The following is a 21,347-nucleotide window of genomic DNA, read 5'->3' on the forward strand; positions in this document are numbered from 1 at the left end:
GGGCATGACACAGGCCGATAGCGAGCGGTTAGCGGTAGTCCTGGCAAGTGTGGGGAGTTGCAAGTCAATGAGCTACTGGTGTTGGATGGCACCCTGAAAAAATACTATTTTCTCGATTCATCACTTCGTGCTATCGTCTGGCAACAAGCCTTGTATTATTATATATTGTATCGTTTCCGGAAGACCATTAAGTAAATAAGTATGATAGTTATCAGAACTTAGGATAATAGTTTTTATACTTACAAACTGATACGCTGTCTTTACGCTTGCGGAAAAGCAGAAATGGGAATATTATAACAAGTTAGTGTCTTACCGAATCAGATTTAGACCGCTACCGTGCCGTTAAAGTATTATCTATTCCTGAATCGCCCTGATTCTAATTCGCACAGCTCGATTCCGTGCAGTTTATGCGGTTGCCTCAACGAGTCATAATAAATCTATCAATAGGCCGGGGAATGGTGTTATCTTTTCCACGATGTTTCTCCGGCTACTGAAAGGCAGAATTAAAATTTTCTAACGCAGGCTATGCGCATACATTACACACTTTCTCTCTTGTTTTTTCTGGCTGCCAGTACACTCTTTGCCCAACAGACTTTTACCGGAAGTTATTCGGCTGAGGTTGGGGCCTTCGCTTCATCAACCAAACGAATGCCTTTCTGGTTACGCGCCAATCAATACGGTATTGTTCCATTAACCGCTCCAGTAGGAACCGTACGGCTGGGAGCACAAGGAGAGTGGCGGGGCGATAGCACGGCCCAGCGCAGCCGCTGGTTTGCCAACTATGGGGTCTATGCGGCAGGTAATGTTGCCCAAACCAGCCAGGTGGTACTTCCTGAAGCGTATGCAATGGGTGGCGTCGGGAGCTTCTATATTTATGCAGGCAAACGGCGGGAAATTATTGGACTGGGCGATTCAACGTATTCGTCGGGTTTTTATTCCTGGTCACAGAATGCGACGCCCATTCCGAAAGTGCAGTTAGGAACCAACGGATTTGTCCCCTTAAAATTTACAAAAAGTCTCGTTGCTTTTAATTTTTTATATGCCCACGGATGGTTCCCTAATACCGACTCGGTACAGGGTTCATTTCTGCATCAAAAAGCGTTGTTTTTCCGGCTTGGAAAGCCAAAGTGGAAAGTTAAATTCTACGCCGGAATCATTCACAACGTGCAGTGGGGAGGACGGTCTGATTACCTGAGGCAGTCGTTAACTGTTGATGGCAAACTCCCTTCTTCTTTCAGGGATTACATGGATCTTATTATTGCTAAACCGCCCAGAAACCGGCCCGCGAATTACCCGGGAATTGATTCTAACAACCAAATTGGAAATCACTTAGGATCACTTGATTTTGGCACAGAGCTCATGATTGACAGGTGGAATCTGCTGGTTTACTATCAGCATCCTTTTGAAGATCGATCGGGTTTAGCCTTTGTCAATTCTATGGACGGTTTATACGGTATTCGAATTAAGAACACAATGGGAAGGAGCACTTATAAATTCCGTATGCACCAACTAACACTCGAATATTTGAACACTACCTCTGGCGATAAAGTCCCGGATGACTTGGTGGGCCGCTATGAAGGCGATACTTATTTCAACCATAGCCAATACATTGATGGATGGACAACACGGCAGCGAGTTATCGGAACGCCGTTCATAACGCGGGGCAAAGACATGCGTCAGGAGTTTTCGTTGCCTTTGAATAGATCAAGACGCATGATAATTAATAACCGGGTAAAAATGGCCCATGTAGCCTTTATGGGCGGTTTTAATTCAGGCGTTCAACTGGAAACTCATTTTGCATTAAGTCAAAACTACGGCCCTTTTGTAAACCCCGCCTATAAGAATAAACATGTGAACCAATTCTCGGGTATACTACGTACATCGGTTCCAGTATCCTGGTTAGGTGGGGCTGCATTACAAGCCGCTGTTTCGCTGGACTCTGGCCAATTGTACGATAATGCAGTGGGTGGTTATCTTGGATTGCGGAAAGTATGGTAGGCTAACGTCCTTTGCAATATATGACTATGATAAATTGGTGGCTGCTGTAGCCATTAGGCTTATAATTCCTTTCTTTAAATTACATAATGACTTCAACTACCATTTGTTTGAATACAAAAGGTTAGCGTGCGTTGTTTAAGCCATTTTTGAACCAGGCCCCTATTTTTGGGGCTTTATCTTTTCTACCAAACTCTTAACCGGCATATTTAAAAGCGAACCTTATTGGAGATATCCTTGTAACTAATTAATTACAAGGCTGGATAGCTTATATAATAATTTGATGACAAACATGAAGCAGGGGTTCTACAGATAGTACATCTGTTCAGGAATTGTCAAGGCGGAGCCTGAAGTTCATCAGAGTCCTGATGAATCTGAATATTCATTAAATAAGACATAAGCCACTCAAGTTCAGGGTCTTGGCAGCTTTCAGAGATTTTTTTCCAGACACCCGCTTTTGTCCAGCGCCGAAACCGCCGGTACACAGAGTTCCACATGCCAAAACGTCTCGGTAAATCTCGCCAGGGAGCTCCACTACGGGCAATCCATAAAATAGCGTTAATAAAAAGCCGGTTATCGGTGGCTGTTCGCCCTACATCGCCTGGTTTACCGGGCAGTAAAGGCGCCAATCGATGCCATTGTTGGTCTGTAATTTCGTAGCGTCGCATCAAATAAAAATACCAATTGGCATTATCTTAAAATAAATTGTCAACAAGTTCCTCTATTAATTGTCAACACAGCTTCTCCCTCAACCTCAATTTCTGTTTTGACCGTTAGATAATTTAATTAATATTTATGAGGTAGGTCATAGTGTCTGATAATTAACTTGAATGATGGCGATAAATGGTAATACAGGTCAATTTTGGCGGGTTTTTTCATTTAAAATCTACAAAGTGCTTTGACTGATAAATAAGAAATGACAAGCAACTGTGCGGTTATAATTCAACTTTTTACAGGTATATTTATCAACGCTTGGCTAATTTAATTGACAACATTTAGTTCTTTTTGAGAATTTCTTTTATGTTTGTTTATCGATAGCCAAGATGTGTAAAACTACTCACTTTAAGCTGAGATATAAATTTTTTTACTAAAAAAATATATTTTTTATTAATCGATCTAAGATCGCCTTTTATGGTTAAATATTTACAGAATATGGTTTTTATTCTTTAAATATTACAGTACAGGTATTTTCACTTTTTGAAATGTTATTGCAAAGTAAATTCTCATATTTAGTTTAGGTTTAAATGTGAAGAACTCTTATTTTTAGGCTAGTAATGATAAGTTTATTGGTCTATTAATTAAAGGCAAGAACATAAGTGAAAGTTGAATTAGTTTTTTTTGATTTTTTAAATAAAAATTTGCGTATTTTTGATGCTTGAATTGATGTGAGAAAAGCCATGTATAGTTTAGTTTGTTTCATTATGTATTTTAGTGGCAAGGATGTTTGTTCAACGTCATGAATGATGGGCTTTTATATTCAGTATCTGTGAATTTAACAAGCTTAAAGCCATAAAATATAACTTGAGGCTTAACTCAACTTATATAATTGTGAATTGAAATGGTGATAAGTTTTAATGCATAATAAAAGCTGTTAAAGCTAATCCATTTGGCATTGAAAGTACGTATATATTATACCAGTTTTGATAAATGCAATACTGCTGATCTGTCGAGGGAGTTGTAACAAAAAGGATTCTGAAGAGCAAAGAGGAGGATGTTACAAATGTTCTTAACGAAGAAGCAGATGTAAAAGATGCTGGTTAATTCATTGAACAGAGTTAGGACAGCAGAAGAAGTAAATCTTTTAAAGCCTGGCAAAAAAGAAGTAATAAGTTGAGTTAATTCTAGAAAGTTAGAATTCATCGTTGGACTGATCTTACCTGTTAAACAAAGAGGTAAATCATAAAATCGACGTATATGCTTAACCGTAACTTGGATAAAAGTGTGAAATCTGTTCTCCTAACCTTTTTACCATTCACCAGGAGCCCTTAGCCTATGGCTTTTGGCGCAGGGAAAGGTTTTTCCGCCCAACGTTATCAGTTTACTGTATCAACTTGTTCCATCATCTAATAGTGGCCGCAGAACCGGCGCAATTTTAAAGTATTATTAAAGTGTTGAATATGAATTCAAGTTTGCGTCATTTTCGGGTTGGGTATTGGTTTATTGGCTTAATTTTGAGTCTAGGGAGCTGTATTTCCAGTAAAGAGTTAGTACTGTATCAGAAAGGGGTAGCCGATAAAGATACAATCGTTGCTGCTAACCGATATATCCCCAAGATTAAATCTGGAGATGTATTATCCGTACAAGTGAGCAGTTTAAGTGCAGAAGCCACGGCCCTTTTCAATCCTTATGCCACCATAGCAGCTATGGGCGGAGCGCAACAGGGATCAACGACCTCCTTACCGTATACACCCGGTTATCTGGTCAATGAAGAAGGCCAAATAGAATTGCCCATTATCGGAAAAGTGATGGTGCAGGGGCTGACCAATATGCAGGCTGCTGGGCAGATTCGTCAGAAATTGCTTGAGTATTTAAAAGAGCCTGTTGTAAACGTAAGGAACACGAATTTCCAGATTACAGTAACCGGTGAAGTAGCACGCCCGGCCATGTTTTCCATTCCTAATGAGCAGATTACATTACCAGCGGCTTTAGGTATGGCCGGAGATATTACGATCTACGGCAAACGGACCAACATTCTGGTTATTCGCGAAGAAAATGGTCAGCGGACGTTTAACCAAATTGATTTAACTAATCGTGACGTTTTCAAGTCTCCGTACTTTTACCTGCGGCCCAATGACATCGTTTATGTAGAACCCGGCAAGGTTCGTGTTGCCAGTGCCGACCGGACCAATCAAATAATACCATTAGTTTTAAGTGCCTTGTCCATTATAGCTCTTGCGTTATCGCGTACCGTATTAAGATAAAACCTACATTATGACAACTAATTCGTACAATCCCTATCAAGTCTACGAAGTAGAGCAACAGCCTGACCTGCGGATTATGTTGATGCGCTATGCCCGCAAATGGCCATGGTTTGTCATATCGCTGGTGTTAGCGCTGGCGGGTGCTTATGTTTATTTGCTGTATCAGCCGCCCGTCTATAAAGTACACGCCAGTCTGCTGATTAAAGACGATAAGAAAAAAGGGCTCTCCGGCGACGGTATTATGAAAGAGCTGAATCTGTTCGGCAGTAATAAAGTTATTGAGAATGAAATCGAAATTCTCACGTCTTTTACACTGATGGATCGGGTGGTAACTAACTTAGGGCTCGATGTTCGGTATTATATTCCAACCGGAACCTATAACCGGGAAGTATACGAAGAATCACCTATTCGTATTATTCTCGAAAAACCGAATTCCCAGATCTATACAAATGAACTGGAAATTACGTTTGTGAATGACAAAGTAATCCAGTTAAACGGGACAACCTATCCGGTTAATCAAAGCATTAAAACACCGTATGGTCAGCTTCGGGTCTTTACCCGAAAGCCTATAAACAGCACGACATCGCCGGTTGTAGCAACCGTAAAACCCCACTCCAAAGCTGTCACGGGCTATTTGTCCAGTCTGAAAGTCGAGCCGGGTTTGAAGGAATCGTCTGTTCTGGAAATGAGCCTGTCGGAAAGCGTACCGGATAAAGGTGAGATTATCCTGAATCAGCTTATTGCTGAGTATAACAAGGAGGCTATCTCTGACAAAAATCAGGAAGCAAATAACATGCTTCGGTTTATTGAAGAACGGCTGGGCTTGATTTCTGGTGAACTGGCAACAGTAGAAAAAGAAGTTGAGTCGTATAAATCAAATGAGGGCATTACTGATTTAAGTGCGCAGGCGCAAACATTCTTGACCAATGTTCGCGAAAATGATGTGCAGCTGAATGAGGTCACGATGCGCATAAACGGTCTGGCTGAGATTGAACGCTATATTCATAACCAATCCGGTGATAAAAGTATTGCGCCTGCTACCTTGAGCCTAAGTGACCCTGTCCTGACCGGATTATTGGCCAAGGTGTCGGACCTGGAGTTGAAGCGGGATGAAACGTCCCGGGTTATGGCTCCGAACAGTCCCATGATTCAGTCGCTGGATAGTCAGATTAAAGCGCTTAAGGCTAGCATAAACGAAAACATCCAGAACATGCGGCAGCAGTTGGTGAGTAGCCGTAACCACTTGCTGGCAAACAACCGTCGGATCGAAAGCATGATCCGCACTGTACCGGGCAAGGAGCGCGCGCTGCTAAACATTACCCGGCAGCAGGCTATCAAAAATGGCTTGTATACGTACCTGCTTCAAAAACGTGAGGAAACCGCATTATCGGCTGCTTCTGCGGTATCCGACAGCCGGATTGTTGATAAACCACGGACGGATGATATTCCGGTTGAACCGGTCAAAAAGACTACTTTCCTGCTCTTTGGTATTGTAGGTCTTCTGTTGCCAATCGGTTTTATCAGCGCCAGAGATATGTTTAATAACCGGGTCCTGCGACGCTCGGATGTGGAAGAGGCTACTCAAACCCCAATTTTGGGCGAGATTGTAAAAAGTCAGCAGAATTCAGGGGATAACTTGGTGTTTAAGTCCCGGATGCAATCGGTTATTGGCGAACAGATCCGGGCATTACGCACAAACCTGCAATTCATGCGGTCGCATCCAACGAACAGCCAGGTGCTGCTGTTTACCTCGTCAATTTCCGGGGAGGGTAAGTCCTTTATCTCCCTGAACCTGGGTGCAAGCCTGGCCCTGGTTGACCGATCTACGGTTATCCTGGAGATGGATATGCGGAAACCCAAGCTGCATCAAAGTCTGCACATGGAAAACCGCGCTGGTTTGAGTAATTACCTGATTGGTGAAGCCACAATAGACGAACTGCTACGGCCAATTCCGGGTTACGAAAATTATTACATTATTACCGCTGGTCCGTTGCCGCCAAATCCGGCCGAGTTGTTAATGTCGCCCCGCCTGGCCCAGCTTTTTGACGAACTGAAAGAACGTTTTGATTATGTTCTGGTTGACTCACCACCGGTTGGTCTGGTGACCGACTCACAACTGATTGCTCCGTTTGCGGATGCAACAATGTATCTGGTACGTCATGACCATACGCCGAAAAACCACCTGAAGATGGTTGATGCACTGTACAGAGAACAACGGTTCCAAAAGTTGAACATTATTCTGAATGGCGTAGGGGAAGGAGAGTCCTACTATTATAGCTACGGGTACGGTAACTATTATAGCGATGATGATTCTAACAAAAAACGGCGTTTAGGTAGTGGTAAATAATAGAACTTGCGGACTCTTGAAATTACTGCTTCGACTTCTACACACTTAACGTAAATAAAACATATATGCTTAGTGTTGACTCAGAATACCAAACGTTGTATGTGTATGCAGAGCCAAAGCCTCGGCACTATAAACTTGCTTATAGAACACTAGGAAAGCGTGTATTTGATATTGTCTTTTCTCTGCTTGTCACAGTTCTTGTTTTATCCTGGCTCATTCCCATTATTGGGATGCTGATCCGTTTAGGCTCACGTGGGCCTGTTCTATACATTCAGAAACGCACAGGTTACAAAGGAAACTGGTTCTATTGTATAAAATTTAGAACCATGACTTATGATCCCGAGGCCTCTTTCAAGCAGGCAACGAAGGGGGATAATCGGGTAACCTCGATTGGGCGCATCCTGCGGAAAACAAATCTGGATGAGATGCCCCAGTTTCTGAATGTGCTCATTGGCGATATGAGTATTGTTGGGCCACGGCCACATGCCGTTCAGCACGACCTCCTTTTCTGGAACAATATGCCTAATTATCGGAAACGTTACCGGGTGAAACCGGGGATTACCGGCCTGGCTCAGGTTCGTGGTTTACGGGGTGAAACGTCACACGATATGCAAATGCGTCATCGGATTAATCTGGATCGCTTCTACATTCGCAAAAGATCCGTCTGGTTGGATTTGAAAATTTGCTGGTGGACAGTTGAAGCAATGATGAAGGGAAATAAGAATGCATGGTGATCAACACGTAAACGGCAAGGAAATGTGCTGGTGAGTTTTTGCCATTAGCATATTTCAGAACAAAGTTTACAAATTTTATGTCGACGGTTTCAAGATTAGTGTCTGGCAGTTTAGCTTCTTGGGCTAGAATTGGCGTTACTGTGCTTATTCAAGTTGCTTTAGTACCTATATTTCTTAGTTATTGGGATGTAAGTACGTATGGTATTTGGGTGGCTATTCAAGCATTAATAAGTGTTTTAAATATTCTAGACAGAGGCTACGTCGATTATTTAGGATACGAGTTTTTAAAATTAGGAAAGGATAATAGCGTCCAAATTAGTAAAAAGCTTTGGTCAGGAATCTGGGTATTACTTATAACAGGAGCTGTTGAAGTCATTTTAGTAGGGCTATTTTCTTTTTCAGACTTTTTGACAAATACTCTGGCTGAGGGAAACAATATCAACCAGGATTTAGTATGGCAAGCTAGCTGGACATTAATTTTTCAATGGGCTGGCTGGACGTTTTTCTCAAATACAACCGGGTTGTTTTTTAGAGCCTTATCAGTTTGGGGTTATTATTCCAGAATGGCCTGGTGGGATGTCGCCATTCCTCTATTGACTTCCATAGCGTCTGTTATTATTGTCATTTATGGAGGAAACTTATTTATGGTAGGATTGGGTTCAAACGCATTTCTTGGAATCATCACCATATTTAGGTTCTACGATATATTTAAATTGCTTAAAAAAGAGGCTATAAAAAAAGAGGCCGGTTCCCTGCAAACAGGGTTCAACAATTACCTTATCTCCCTGATGTTATCAGGAAGGTACTTTTTTGAAAATTTTAGACAGCAAGGTATACGGTTGATTTTGACACCATTGGTAGGGATAACCGGATTGGCGGCTTTCTCAACAATGAGAACGGGAGCTAACGTTGTTCAACAAGGCTTATTAACCATTACCAATCCTATGCTTCCGGAGTTGATGAGGTTTCTCAATCAAAAAGAACAAGATAAGATGGAAGCTACTTTCGGAACGGTCTGGTTCGTCTTGATATGCGTATTGTCTCCAGGAGTGATGGTTCTACAAGCTGTTGTTGAGCCAATATTTGTTACTTGGACAAAGGGTAAAATATTATTCGATCCTATTTTATTTGGCGCTTTATCTGCAAGTATTCTCGTGTATTCTGTTGCTCAACCTGCTATGGCAATAATAGTAGGGAACAATCAGTTAAAAAAACAAATAGTCCTGTCAATTATTTCGGCATTTGTACTTTTAGCTAGCCTTTTAGTTTTTATTCCAATATTTGGTTTAGCCGGTGCAGGGTTAGCTCTTTTAGTTGCAGAAATATTTACTGCTTCCGGTCTTATTATGTTTGCAAAGAAATGGCTCAACGCTAATAATCTCAGTTGGCCAAATAAGGCATCTAATAGTGCTATCTTATCTATTTTAATAACCGCTATAGGCATGGTTTTTTTAAAAGCCTTCCCTGATAAGGCTTGGATGGCCCTTTTAACTTATGCTGTATTTTCATTAAGCTTGAGCATGTATTATTGGAATAATACACCAGACTTGGCAAAAGTTAAGTTAACTCAGTTTATTAATAAGTTTTTTATAACTAATGCCTAACTTGCATGATTAGTGTTAAAGCAAATCCTAGCTACCCATACATTAATCCTGATAGTAGACAGGGAGAGGTAACGAAGTCCATAAAGGTAAAAGAGCCATTTCTGTATGTTTTTAAGAAATGGTCATCGGTCATTATTGCAATAGCTGGAATATTACAGCTATTGTTTTTCTGGAGCCCAGCAAATTTATTTAGTGTATCCTGTGTGTGGTTAGCATGGTGGCTAACAGATAAATTTGTTCTTGTATCTTCGAAGCTTTCAAGATTTACCTTATCAACGTTAATTTTGTTAGGCTATGCCATAACACAATATTTTTTGCCAATCGTTTTCACTCTTGTTGAAGGAAAAGAGCTGGTTTTTAATTTAAAAATGCCGTATGATATTTTTACTCATTCTTTAGCGGCCTTTGTAGTGATGTTAATTGCCCATCACTTATATACGAATAATAAATTGATGAATGGAATATTTCGAGTTAAACTTCAAAAGTTTCTGACTAGCAAATATTTCTATACTCCTCCAACCGATGGGCAGATATGGTTTATTGGTATTACTGGGTTAGTTTGTATGTTTGTTTCATACTTCTTTGTGAAACAGGACTATAACAATTACTCAGAAGGAAGTGGAAATAAATTCATGGAAGCCTTCATACCGTTTACTTATGCCCCATATTTTCTTCTACTTAAAGAATTGTACGGTGGTACTACTCATAAAAAGACAAAGAAGCTATACATACAAATTATACTGTTCACAGTTGCCTTGCTGGCAGTAGGAATTGGAGGAAATGCTAGAAGTTTATTTATCAAAGGATTTGTAGCCGCTGGTATAACATATTTCTTAGGATTATTACTTGGTCGGTTCAACTATGAGAAGATATTTACAATAAAGAATGTGATTATTCTAGCTCTTGGGTTCGTCGTTGTTACTGGGCCACTTGCGGATATTGCTACTGCTATGGTTATTGTAAGAGGTCAGCGAGGAAGTATCTCAAAGATGGAGATGCTTGTTAGAACGCTGGAAATTTTCAAAGATAAAGATGCAATTAGGGCCTATAAACTTGCAGCTGTAGATAGAAAAGTGTCAGAATGGGATGAGCATTATTTTGATAATTTGTTTTTAGCTCGGTTTTGTAATTTAAAATATAACGATGCTTCTCTTGAACTTGCTGATAAAATAGGAGAAGTAGATAGAGAGATGCGAAACTATTCCATCGATAGATTTTGGTCTACCTTTCCAAAGCCTGTACTCGAGTTTCTACATATTGATGTTAATAAAGATTTTGTAACGTCTTGTTCTTACGGGGATTATTTGTTCTTAAGAGCCGGAGGATACAATGCTTTAGGGGGGTTTAGAACAGGTCAGTTTGCTGGAACCGGTATGGCGGCTTTTGGGTGGTGGTACCTGTTAATACTGCTTACTGGAATTGTTTTAGCTTTTTTTATATTCGATTTATTTGTAGTTCATAAAGTTAAAGGAAACTATAATACTGTATATCTGAGTTTAATTGGATTGTTGCCAATTACTTCAACATTTACATTTATGGCTTCATCATCTACTTCGGAAAGTGTTATGAATATTTTTAATTTTCTAATACGTGGGTGGATACAAATTAGCCTATTATACTTTCTATTATTTATTGTTTCAAAAAAGCTTCTAGGCCTTTTCTCTAGAAAGCCGAACCTAGCTTACAGAAACGTAGAGATAAAAAGGAGTGTTAATTATTGAATAAGATAAGGTAAATCGCAGTTTACTAAATATTGAATTGAGTTTATATAATCTGGAACTTAAAGTAGCTCTATGCGAATTGTTTTCTTTAACCATCCCACTTTCCTTGGCTCGCAGAGTATGCCGCGTTTCGCGCATATGCTGTTGGAGGGGATGCGGGATCGTGGCCATGAAGTACAGTCCTGGCTACCTGCACCAGGGTTGTTCAGGCTTCCTGTGCCACAGGGTATGAAGAAATGGCTGGGTTATATGGATCAGTTCATTCTGTTTCCGAATGAGGTACGTCGGCGTTTAAGGGACTGTCCTCCTGATACCCTTTTTGTATTTACCGATAACGCGCAGGGGCCTTGGGTGTCACTGGTGGCCGACCGCCCTCATGTGATTCATTGTCATGATTTTCTGGCGCAACAGTCGGCACTCGGTGCAATCTCGGAACGAAAAACCAGTTGGTCCGGTCGGCAATATCAGGCTTTTATACACCGGGGTTACTCAAAAGGAAAGAATTTCATTTCCGTTTCAAAGAAGACACGCGAAGACCTTCATAAACACCTGCCTTCCGCTCCGGTACGGTCCGAAGTGGTCTATAACGGTTTAAATCAGTCATTTACGCTTCTAGACGCGATTGAGGCAAGAACCGTACTTGGGCAAAAGATTGGCTTGGATCTGACGGCCGGTTACCTATTACACGTAGGCGGTAACCAATGGTATAAAAACCGTCGGGGTGTAATTGAAATTTATGACGCCTGGCGGGAGCTGAGCGGCATGAACCTGCCACTTTTGATGATTGGTATTCCCCCCGGTCAGTCTGTGAAAGATAGAAGAGAAGTATCTGTTTATAAGTCAGATATTCATTTCTTGACCGGGATGGATAACGAGGCCGTGCGCCTGGCCTATGCCGGTGCTTCGGTATTTGTTTTTCCCTCCCTGGCGGAAGGCTTTGGCTGGCCGATTGCAGAAGCGATGGCTTCGGGCTGTCCGGTTGTTACAACGGATGCTGCTCCTATGACTGAGGTAACCGGTGATGCCGGATTCTTAATTCCCCGTCAGCCAGCAAATGAACAGGAGGTCACAAATTGGGCAAAACAAGCAGCCCGGGTTGTAAATCATGTCGTGCAGTTGAAGGGCGCTGAGCGGGAAAAGGCGGTGAAAGCCGGTCTCGAAAATGCGAAACGGTTTGATGCCAATCAGGCCCTGGACCAAATCGAAGCAATTTATTATAGTCTTTTGCAGACAGAAAAAAAGCATGAACATACTTCGGATTATCGGTAGCATGGATCCCGCTTCGGGCGGCCCTTGCCAGGGTATCAGAAACTCCTGCAATGAACTACAGAAAATGGGCGTTCATAATGAGGTAGTTTGTCTGAACCGTCCTGATGCGGATTTTCTGGGTAAGGATTCATTTCCGATACATGCCGTGGGCCCCGGCAAAGGTCCCTGGAATTACGCTCCTAAACTCATTCCGTGGCTTAGCGAGAACATCGGTCGGTTTGATGCCGTTATTGTACACGGTCTTTGGCTGTATCCCAGTTACGCGGCCATCAAAGCCCTGAAACGCTTTAAAGCCAGGCAGTCGGGCCCGACTAAAGGAGCCGGAAAGGTGCCCCGGCTTTTTATCATGCCGCACGGTATGCTGGACCCGTATTTCCAGAAGGCTGAGGGGCGAAAACTAAAGGCCCTGCGGAATTGGCTGTACTGGAAAGTTATTGAGGGCGATGTGGTGAAGCAGGCCGATGGTGTCCTGTTTACCTGTCAGGCCGAACTGGAACTGGCCCGAACTACCTTTAGCCCGTATCGGCCCAGTCAGGAGATCAATGTTGGATACGGTATTGTTACCCCTCCCGCCTTTCATCTGGAAATGAGAAAAACATTTTTGGATAAATGTCCGGGTCTGGGTGAGCAGCCTTACTGGTTGTTTTTAAGCCGGATACACCAGAAAAAAGGGGTTGATTTACTGGTTGAAGCCTACAGGAATATTCTGCTGAAACAGCAGGAACTGGGGGGCGAAATTCCGAAGCTGGTCATCGCCGGCCCGAAGCTGGAAACCGCTTATGGACAGAAAATACAGCAAATGGTGGACGATGATCCATTATTGAAAAAGAATGTTTTCCTGCCCGGAATGCTTGCCGGAAATGCCAAATGGGGCGCTTTTTACGGATGTGAAGCGTTTACACTACCGAGCCATCAGGAAAATTTTGGTATTTCGGTGGTAGAGGCTCTGGCTTGTGGGAAATCGGTCCTAATTTCTAATCAGGTTAATATCTGGCGTGAGATTGAAGCCGCCCGGTGCGGAATTGTAACGCCCGACACGCTGGAAGGAACTCAGCAGGCATTGACCACCTGGCTGCGTTTGTCGACCGCCGAAAAGGAGAAAATGAACCAGCGGGCGCGTGCTGCCTTCGAACGGGAATTTGCCATACCGGCTGCGGCCCAGCGGTTGTGGGAGGTCGTGAAACCGGCTAGCAACAGCATGGTCGATGAAAAAGTATCTGTGTAGGACTTAACTAGTTACTAATGCGTATAGCCATTTTTCAGGGAGCTTTTTTTCCGGTTCCGCCCATGTTGGGAGGAGCTGTTGAGAAAAGATGGTTTGCCTTAGCAAAAGAATTTGCCCGGAGAGGACATGAAGTGGTTCATATCTCCCGGAGCATGAAAGAATACCCCGACTCGGAAGTGATTGACGGGGTGCAGCATCTGCGCATCAAAGGATACGATACGCCCAAATCAGGTATAGTTCTTAAGGCGCTGGATTTGTTATACACATTGCGGGGACGTAAACTGTTTTCGACGAATTACGATGTGGTGGTGAGTAATACCTTTTGGGCTCCGCTCGTATTGCCTAAGCAAACCCGTAAGGTTTGTATGGTTGACGTAGCCCGGATGCCCAAAGGCCAGCTAAAACTATACAAAGATGTGGCTAGGCTCCGAACTAATTCGAGCCCGGTTGCAGTAGCCGCCCGCAATGAATTACCGGAGATGCAGCACAAAAAAGTTGTTATGATTCCGAATCCGCTGCCTTTTACCCCAGCCAGGGAGGTCGATCTGACCCAAAAGAAACCAATCATATTATATACCGGGCGGGTGCATCCCGAGAAAGGTTTGGATTTATTGGTAGAAGCTTACAGCAAAACCAACCAGGCGTTTAAACTACAAATTGTAGGTGCATGGAAAGTTACTGGTGGTGGTGGTGGTGATGAATATGTGGAGTCGTTACGTCAGAAAGCAAACGGTGCCGAGATTGAATTTGTTGGACCGGTTTACAATACCGAAGCCCTGAATAAATATTACGAAGACGCGTCGATTTTTGTGTATCCCTCGGTAGCTGAACAGGGGGAGACGTTCGGGCTGGCTCCGCTGGAAGCGATGGCCTGGGGCTGTGCACCAATTGTATCGAACTTGTCTTGTTTTCAGGATTTTATCAAGGGCAATCAAAACGGCTTAATCTTCGACCACCGTGCTGACAATGCCGTCGATCAACTGGCTGCCCATATCATGAATTTACAGGGAAACCGATCCCTGCGGGAGACGCTGGCCACGAACGCCATTGCGGTACGGGAAAGCCACTCGACCAGGCACATTGCCGACCAGTTTCTACAGGAGTTCGAACAAATGCTGAAAACAAATGACTGAAGGTATTGTAACAAGCCCAACGGTTTATGCGCAGGACAGCCCATATTCCAGTCCCTGGACGGTAAAGCAGCGGGTTAAGATGCTGTTATGGGAGTACGTCTGGACGCTTTTGTGTGCATGGACCCCTAAACCGGCAAACCGCTGGCGGGTGTTCTGGCTGAAGGCGTTTGGGGCAACCATCTATGGCCGTCCCTTCGTGCACCAGCGGGCCCGTATTCAAATTCCCTGGAATCTGATTTTGCATGACCACGCCTGTCTGGGTGACCGGGCAAATGCCTATTCGCTGGGTATAATCGAAATTCGGGAACACGCAACCGTCGCGCAGGAAGCCTATTTATGTACGGGAACCCACGCGTTTGATCAGCCCGCCATGAACCTGATTACCCTGCCGATCCTGATCGAGCCTCATGTTTTTATTGGCGCGAGGGCCTTTATTATGCCGGGGGTGACGATTGGCGAACGGGCAATTGTTGGGGCCTGTAGCGTTGTGACAAAGTCCGTACGGCCCGGAACAACGGTAAAAGGCAATCCGGCAAAGGCATAAAGCCAGCTAATCATTAACCAGGCGCAATCTGATGACAACGGCAATCGTACAAAAAAGTCTTAAACTATTACGCAGGCTGGCCCTACAGGTCCAGATTGGAAATGTAAAGGGAAAGGCTCCTGAGTTTGCTTTTGAACCGGAAGAACAGGAGAAGCTCTTTGGTCCTTATGGCGAAGCCGATGGGCTGTATGTCTGGAAGTTAAACGACGTTGTGTGCAGTGGCCTGTACGGAGGAGCCATTATTAACAAGTTCAACCAGCTCTATCTGCGGTTTGTTTCTTTCCCCTGGGGAAAGACGCTTCATCCGGTTTCGAGTTTTCCGTATGTGGGAAAAAATGTAGCGGAGATTGACAAAGCAATCTATTTAATTACGCCCGAAGCTCTCAATAACTATTATCACTGGGTGGTTGATTTACTGCCCCGGCTTTTGGTTTTACAGAAGTATAATTTAAACGATCTAAAGGATCGGGTCATTATCCTTCATCATAATGCCAAGTTATACGAAACGAATTCCCTGGCTATGCTGGGAATTGACAAGGATAAAGTATTCCGGCTGAAGCCATTCGAAACGGTGAAAGTAAAGGATCTTGTTGTTGCCGATTATCATGGTTTAAATAAACCGTTCCCTAGCTGGAAAAAAGAAATTCTCGAGGGTTTACATACCGGTGAACCAGTTCTTCCGAAAAAGAAGATTTATCTCTTAAGAGGAAAGCAGGCAAAAAGAAGCCTCATTGGTGAAGAACGTTTGGTGGCTATGCTCGAGAATCTCGGCTTTACAATTGTGAATCCGCAGGGGATGACCTTTGAGGACCAGATTCGTGTTTTGAAAAATGCTGAAGTGGTGGTCGCGTTGCATGGGGCCGCTTTAACTAACATAATCTTTTGCGATCCCCAAACGCTTATAGTCGAACTCAGAAGCACTTATCTTCCTCCTGAACATTATTCATCCATTGCCAAAACCTATAATCTTCGATTTGAAACAGTTAGTTTATCGCCAAAAAGCTTAGTTCAGAAAAAGCACATAGCAAATAAACAAAGCCTGATACTAACAGAAGAAAGTATCAATGAGCTCATGGCAAAACTTAGTCCTGTCACAAACCCTTTGAAGGGTGTCAGTGAAAATTAGAAAAAATCGTACAGTCAACAAGAGGTTTATAAATCGCACACCGGAACTATGTATATGGATTCTTACACATTGCTGCTATGATCTCAGTACTCATACTCACAAAAAATGAAGCGCAGGATTTACCCGCTTGCCTGGATTCAGTTGCCTGGTGCAATGATGTCCATGTGTTCGATTCGTATAGCGAGGATGATACAGTAGAAATAGCAAAAGCTGCCGGTGCTAAAGTTACCCAACGAAAATTCGATGGATACGCTACGCAGCGTAATGCGGCTTTAAACACCTTAAACTATTTACATCCCTGGATATTAATTTTGGATGCAGATGAGCGAATCCCGGCGGAGCTTGTGCCGGAACTGCAAAGTCAAGTTCTAAAAGCACCTGAAGGTGTAAACGGCTTTAGAATCCGAAGAAGAGATTACTTCTGGAATACCTGGCTTAAACATTCTCAGATGACTCCTTTTTATATCCGTTTGGTTCGTAAAGGGAAGGCTTCGTATCACCGGGAAATCAATGAAGTTCTTCAGGTTGAAGGGTTGATTGAAGATATGGGCGGATACTTTAAACATTATCCCTTTTCAAAAGGAATTGATCACTGGGTTAGCAAACATAATAAGTACTCATCCATGGAAGCGAAACGCTGGGTTGAGGAACATGAAAACGGCATCGATTTTTCTGTTCGAAAAGCATTATTTGGTCCTGATTTTAGTGAGCGTCGTTATCACCAGAAAGGCCTTTTTTATAAAGTGCCGGGGCGTCCACTCATAAAGCTGTTTTATCTGGCCATTTGGCGCGGTGGTTTTCTGGACGGTTATGCAGGTATAACCTATGCAGTGCTTCAGGCAATTTATGAATATTTTATTGTCTTAAAGACGAAGGAATTATTGAATAATCGACCAACAAAACGATCAGTACGTCACACACCTGAGTACCAGGTTTCATCTTAGTATATTACTACCTCACCCAGCTAACCGTGCGTTTAAGTTTGCTATTCATAGTCATCTGGGCGAATGTAGTGTCCATTATTTACCTCAGCTGGATGCCCGGTCTGACGGTGGGTACGCATGGACTTCTGCCGGTCTGGCTGACACGCTGGGCCAGCGCTGAGAGCATGATGAATGCCGCCCTGTTTGTCTTTCTAGGTCTTTTTAGCGGCCTATGGCTGGACCGAACCCACCAGCCGACGCATCGGTGGGTAATTACCTGGTTAGGTCTGGTAGGTGTAATTCTGCTCACGGAAACCGGCCAGCTCGTACTGCTGAATCGGTATTTTGATTGGGGGCATAGCCTGTCAGCCGCGTTCGGGACACTCGGCGGAATGCTTTGTATGGGATTGGGTAGGTGGGGGCTGAAAAAGGCCGGTATTCGAAAAGTCTTCGATAGAAGTCATAAAAACACTCAGAGAATGAGAATTTTAATTTATGGGATCAACTACTCTCCCGAACTCACCGGTATTGGTAAATACACGGGTGAAATGGGGGCCTGGTTGGCAAAACATAATCAGGAAGTAGATGTAATCACGGCGCATCCGTATTATCCGGAATGGGCCATACACGCTTCCCACAAGAATAAAGGATGGCATACCGAGCAGGTAGAGGGGGCGCGGGTGCATCGGTGTCCGCTGTATGTTCCTAAGAAAGTTACCTCACTGACACGGATTCTGCACGAATTTTCATTTGTTGCCAGTAGCTTAGTGTATTGGTTTCGGGTACTGTTCCGCAAACGGTATGATGCCGTCATCTGTTTGTCTCCACCTTTTCACCTGGGCGTCATTCCCGTCCTGTACAGCAAACTGTTTAACGTACCCCTCTGGTGTCATATTCAGGATTTGCAAATCGATATGGCCAAAGACCTGGGCATGATTAAAAACAAACGGTTTCTGGACATCATGTTTAAGGTGGAAGCCTTCATTCTGAAAAACAGCACCGTCGTGTCAACCATCAGCGAAGGAATGGTTCGGAAGGTAATACAAAAGAACGTACTTCAATCTGACTGTGTGCTGTTCCCGAATTGGGTCGATGGCGAGTCCGTAAAACCGTTGCCGCGGGCTAAATCCCTGCGATCGGAACTGGGGTTGAAGGATTCTGATAAAGTGATTCTCTACGCCGGAAGCCTCGGGGAGAAGCAGGGACTGGAAATCATTATTGAAGCAGCCCGCTCATTTACATCCAGCCCCGACGTTAAGTTCCTGATTTTTGGATCTGGCGGTGGCAAAGATAAACTCATGGCGCTCGCTCAGAGCTACGGATTGCCGAACATCAGTTTCTATCCGCTGCAACCGTACGAAAAGTTGTCGGCACTGCTGGCAACGGCGGACATTCACCTGGTTTTGCAGAAAAAATCGGCATCCGATCTGGTATTGCCGTCCAAACTGACGGGAATTTTGGCCGCTGGGGGGTGTGCGCTGGTTTCGGCCGTACCCGGAACGACCCTGCATGATATTGTGAGCAAGAATAATATGGGTATTCTGATTGAGCCCGAATCAGTCGAGGCTTTGAAGAGAGCAATAAATGAAAACATTGCGACCGATCTGACGGTGTACCGGATGAACGCCCGGCGGTATGCCGAAAAGAATCTGGACAAAGAAAACACCCTGAGTACCTTTCTGAAACAATTAGTCGAAGTGGTTGGGGACCCGTATACTGATTCTGCCGTCGAAGAGCGTATGGTTTTAGCGGATACCGATCGGCGGGTGAACGTAGGAAAATAACCAAGACAGCATACGATAGGAGCCTTGCCCAACGGCATCAGCGGTTGGATTGACTTTATACTAGCCTAATTCCAAAGCCTTCCTTGCTTGAAATTTTAGTAGAACCAACTTTTGTTTACGAAACTCCTTTAAACCATGAAAATTGCAGTTGTAGGAACCGGTTACGTGGGACTCGTGACCGGCACCTGCTTTGCCGAAACCGGCAACCAGGTTACCTGTATTGACATCGACCAACGCAAGGTCGAAAAACTCAACAATGGCATCATCCCCATCTATGAGCCCGGCCTGGATGTGCTCTTCAACCGAAACACCGCCGAAGGACGCCTGAAGTTCACCACCCAACTGGCCGAAGGCATCGAAGGCGCTGAGGTTATCTTCCTGGCCCTGCCCACCCCTCCCGGTGAAGACGGTTCGGCTGACCTGAAATACATCCTCAAAGTGGCCGGCGACCTGGGTCAGATCATGAAAGACTACGCCGTCATCGTCGACAAGAGCACCGTGCCGGTGGGCACCGCCGAGAAAGTCCGTGAGTACATCTCGCTGGCGGCTCAGGTGGAGTTTGATGTGGTGTCCAACCCCGAGTTTCTGCGCGAAGGCGTAGCCATCGAAGACTTCATGAAGCCCGACCGGGTGGTGATCGGGACGCAGTCGGAGCGGGCCAAGGTCATCATGACCAAGCTGTATGCTCCCCTGGTGCGCCAGGGTAATCCCATCATCTTCATGGATGAGCGTTCGGCCGAGATGACCAAGTATGCGGCTAACTCGTTTCTGGCCGTCAAGATCAGCTTCATGAACGAGATTGCCAACCTGTGTGAGAAGGTGGGCGCCAACGTCGATGACATCCGCCGGGGCATCGGTACCGACAGCCGTATCGGTAAGCGGTTTCTGTTTGCCGGTATTGGCTACGGGGGCAGCTGCTTTCCCAAGGATGTGCAGGCACTGGCCAAGACCTCCCAGGAGTATGCCTATGACTTCAAGATCCTCAAGTCGGTCATGGAAGTCAATGCCCGGCAGAAGACCAAGCTGTTGCCGGTGATCAATGAGCACTTCAACGGAGATCTGAAGGGCAAGACGATCGCGGTGTGGGGGCTGGCTTTCAAGCCCTACACGGATGACATCCGGGAGGCTCCGGCTCTGGAGAACATTCAGGCGCTGCTGGCTGCGGGTGCGAAGGTGACGGCGTATGATCCGGAAGCGATGGAGAACGTTCGTCAGGTGCTGGGCAACAAGATCACCTATGCGCACACCTCGTATGCGGCCTTGGATGATGCTGATGCGCTGGTGATCATGACTGAGTGGCCAATGTTCCGCACCCCTGAGTTTGGCAAGATGGAGCTGTTGTTGAAGAACAAGGTGATCTTTGACGGTCGGAACCTGTATGAGCTGGATCAGATGAAGGAGTTGGGTTATACCTACTACAGTATCGGACGGGAAGCCATCACTCAGGGCGTGACCCAACCGGCTTAATTAAAAACTACATTCGAAATCGTATTGAATCAACCTCAATCAGTAGTGAATCAAGACTCAAAAATCTATGTAGCCGGTCATCGGGGCATGGTAGGCTCGGCCCTGGTTCGTTGTTTGCAGAACAAGGGCTACCACAACCTCATCACCCGTACCTCCGCCCAGCTGGACCTGCGCAACCAGGCCTCCGTCGCCGACTTCTTTGCCGAGCAGCGACCCGAGTATGTGCTGCTGGCCGCGGCCAAAGTGGGCGGGATCTGGGCCAACAACATCTACCGGGCCGACTTTTTGTATGATAACCTGCTGATTGAGGCTAATATCATTCATAGTGCCTACCAGCATCAGGTCAAAAAACTCCTGTTTCTGGGTTCTTCCTGCATCTATCCCAAGCTGGCGCCCCAGCCCCTGAAGGAGGAGTACCTGCTGAGTGGGTATCTGGAAGCGACCAACGAGCCGTACGCCATCGCCAAGATTGCCGGCATCAAGCTCTGTGAAGCCTACCGCAGCCAGTACGGCTGTAACTTTATCTCGGCCATGCCCACCAACCTGTATGGTCC

16 protein-coding genes are annotated in these 21,347 nt (G+C 44.6%); 15 read left to right on the plus strand and 1 reads right to left on the minus strand.

Going from position 1 to position 21,347, the window contains the following annotated elements; genetic code table 11:
• Positions 1–525: 525 nt before the first annotated feature.
• The gene (locus LX87_RS19070; RefSeq protein ID WP_111629846.1) at positions 526–1,998 is read left to right on the plus strand and encodes a capsule assembly Wzi family protein; all 1,473 of its coding nucleotides are present in this window, start codon (positions 526–528) and stop codon (positions 1,996–1,998) included.
• A 332-nt stretch (positions 1,999–2,330) separates the two neighbouring features.
• Here LX87_RS19070 and LX87_RS19075 read toward each other — a convergent pair whose 3' ends face one another.
• A complete protein-coding gene (locus tag LX87_RS19075; RefSeq protein WP_111629847.1) occupies positions 2,331–2,663 on the minus strand; it encodes an IS5 family transposase in 333 nt (110 codons plus the stop codon).
• A gap of 1,449 nt (positions 2,664–4,112) precedes the next feature.
• Between LX87_RS19075 and LX87_RS19080 the strand changes: the two genes are divergently transcribed.
• The 14 genes from LX87_RS19080 to LX87_RS19145 all read left to right on the plus strand — a co-directional run.
• Positions 4,113–4,916 carry a polysaccharide biosynthesis/export family protein gene (locus LX87_RS19080; protein WP_111629848.1) on the plus strand — a complete coding sequence of 268 codons (804 nt, stop codon included), beginning with the start codon at positions 4,113–4,115 and terminating at the stop codon, positions 4,914–4,916.
• A 10-nt stretch (positions 4,917–4,926) separates the two neighbouring features.
• Complete coding sequence (locus LX87_RS19085; protein WP_111629849.1) at positions 4,927–7,263, plus strand: GumC family protein; 2,337 nt, start codon at positions 4,927–4,929, stop codon at positions 7,261–7,263.
• 65 nt (positions 7,264–7,328) lie between these two features.
• Positions 7,329–7,997, plus strand: a complete 669-nt coding sequence (locus LX87_RS19090; RefSeq protein WP_111629850.1) for a sugar transferase — start codon at positions 7,329–7,331, stop codon at positions 7,995–7,997.
• A 77-nt stretch (positions 7,998–8,074) separates the two neighbouring features.
• Positions 8,075–9,601: a lipopolysaccharide biosynthesis protein gene (locus tag LX87_RS19095; RefSeq protein WP_111629851.1), complete on the plus strand. Its 1,527-nt coding sequence runs from the start codon at positions 8,075–8,077 to the stop codon at positions 9,599–9,601.
• Positions 9,602–9,606: 5 nt separating this feature from the next.
• Positions 9,607–11,322: a hypothetical protein gene (locus LX87_RS19100; RefSeq protein ID WP_111629852.1), complete on the plus strand. Its 1,716-nt coding sequence runs from the start codon at positions 9,607–9,609 to the stop codon at positions 11,320–11,322.
• Between the two features lie 72 nt (positions 11,323–11,394).
• On the plus strand, positions 11,395–12,591 hold the full coding sequence (locus LX87_RS19105) for a glycosyltransferase (RefSeq protein WP_111629853.1): 1,197 nt from the start codon (positions 11,395–11,397) through the stop codon (positions 12,589–12,591).
• A complete protein-coding gene (locus LX87_RS19110; RefSeq protein WP_111629854.1) occupies positions 12,566–13,816 on the plus strand; it encodes a glycosyltransferase in 1,251 nt (416 codons plus the stop codon). Before LX87_RS19105 ends, LX87_RS19110 begins: the two co-directional genes overlap by 26 nt.
• 17 nt (positions 13,817–13,833) lie before the next feature.
• On the plus strand, positions 13,834–14,949 hold the full coding sequence (locus LX87_RS19115; protein WP_111629855.1) for a glycosyltransferase family 4 protein: 1,116 nt from the start codon (positions 13,834–13,836) through the stop codon (positions 14,947–14,949).
• Positions 14,942–15,493 (plus strand): DapH/DapD/GlmU-related protein, encoded by a 552-nt coding sequence (locus LX87_RS19120; protein ID WP_111629856.1) that lies wholly within the window; start codon positions 14,942–14,944, stop codon positions 15,491–15,493. The genes LX87_RS19115 and LX87_RS19120 overlap by 8 nt, the downstream gene beginning before the upstream one ends.
• A 31-nt stretch (positions 15,494–15,524) precedes the next feature.
• Positions 15,525–16,619, plus strand: coding sequence for a glycosyltransferase family 61 protein (locus tag LX87_RS19125; RefSeq protein ID WP_111629857.1), 1,095 nt, complete (start codon positions 15,525–15,527; stop codon positions 16,617–16,619).
• 77 nt (positions 16,620–16,696) lie between these two features.
• Entirely contained in the window at positions 16,697–17,563 is an 867-nt protein-coding gene (locus tag LX87_RS19130) for a glycosyltransferase family 2 protein (protein WP_111629858.1), read from the plus strand.
• 38 nt (positions 17,564–17,601) lie between these two features.
• A complete protein-coding gene (locus LX87_RS19135) occupies positions 17,602–19,326 on the plus strand; it encodes a WcaI family glycosyltransferase (RefSeq protein ID WP_229310724.1) in 1,725 nt (574 codons plus the stop codon).
• Positions 19,327–19,461: 135 nt separating this feature from the next.
• Positions 19,462–20,793, plus strand: a complete 1,332-nt coding sequence (locus LX87_RS19140; RefSeq protein ID WP_111629859.1) for a UDP-glucose dehydrogenase family protein — start codon at positions 19,462–19,464, stop codon at positions 20,791–20,793.
• A gap of 87 nt (positions 20,794–20,880) precedes the next feature.
• Positions 20,881–21,347: NAD-dependent epimerase/dehydratase family protein (locus LX87_RS19145; protein ID WP_374755136.1), on the plus strand; the 467-nt coding region annotated here is incomplete at its 3' end.

The sequence above is a fragment of the Larkinella arboricola genome (assembly GCF_003259745.1).
GTDB lineage: Bacteria > Bacteroidota > Bacteroidia > Cytophagales > Spirosomataceae > Larkinella > Larkinella arboricola.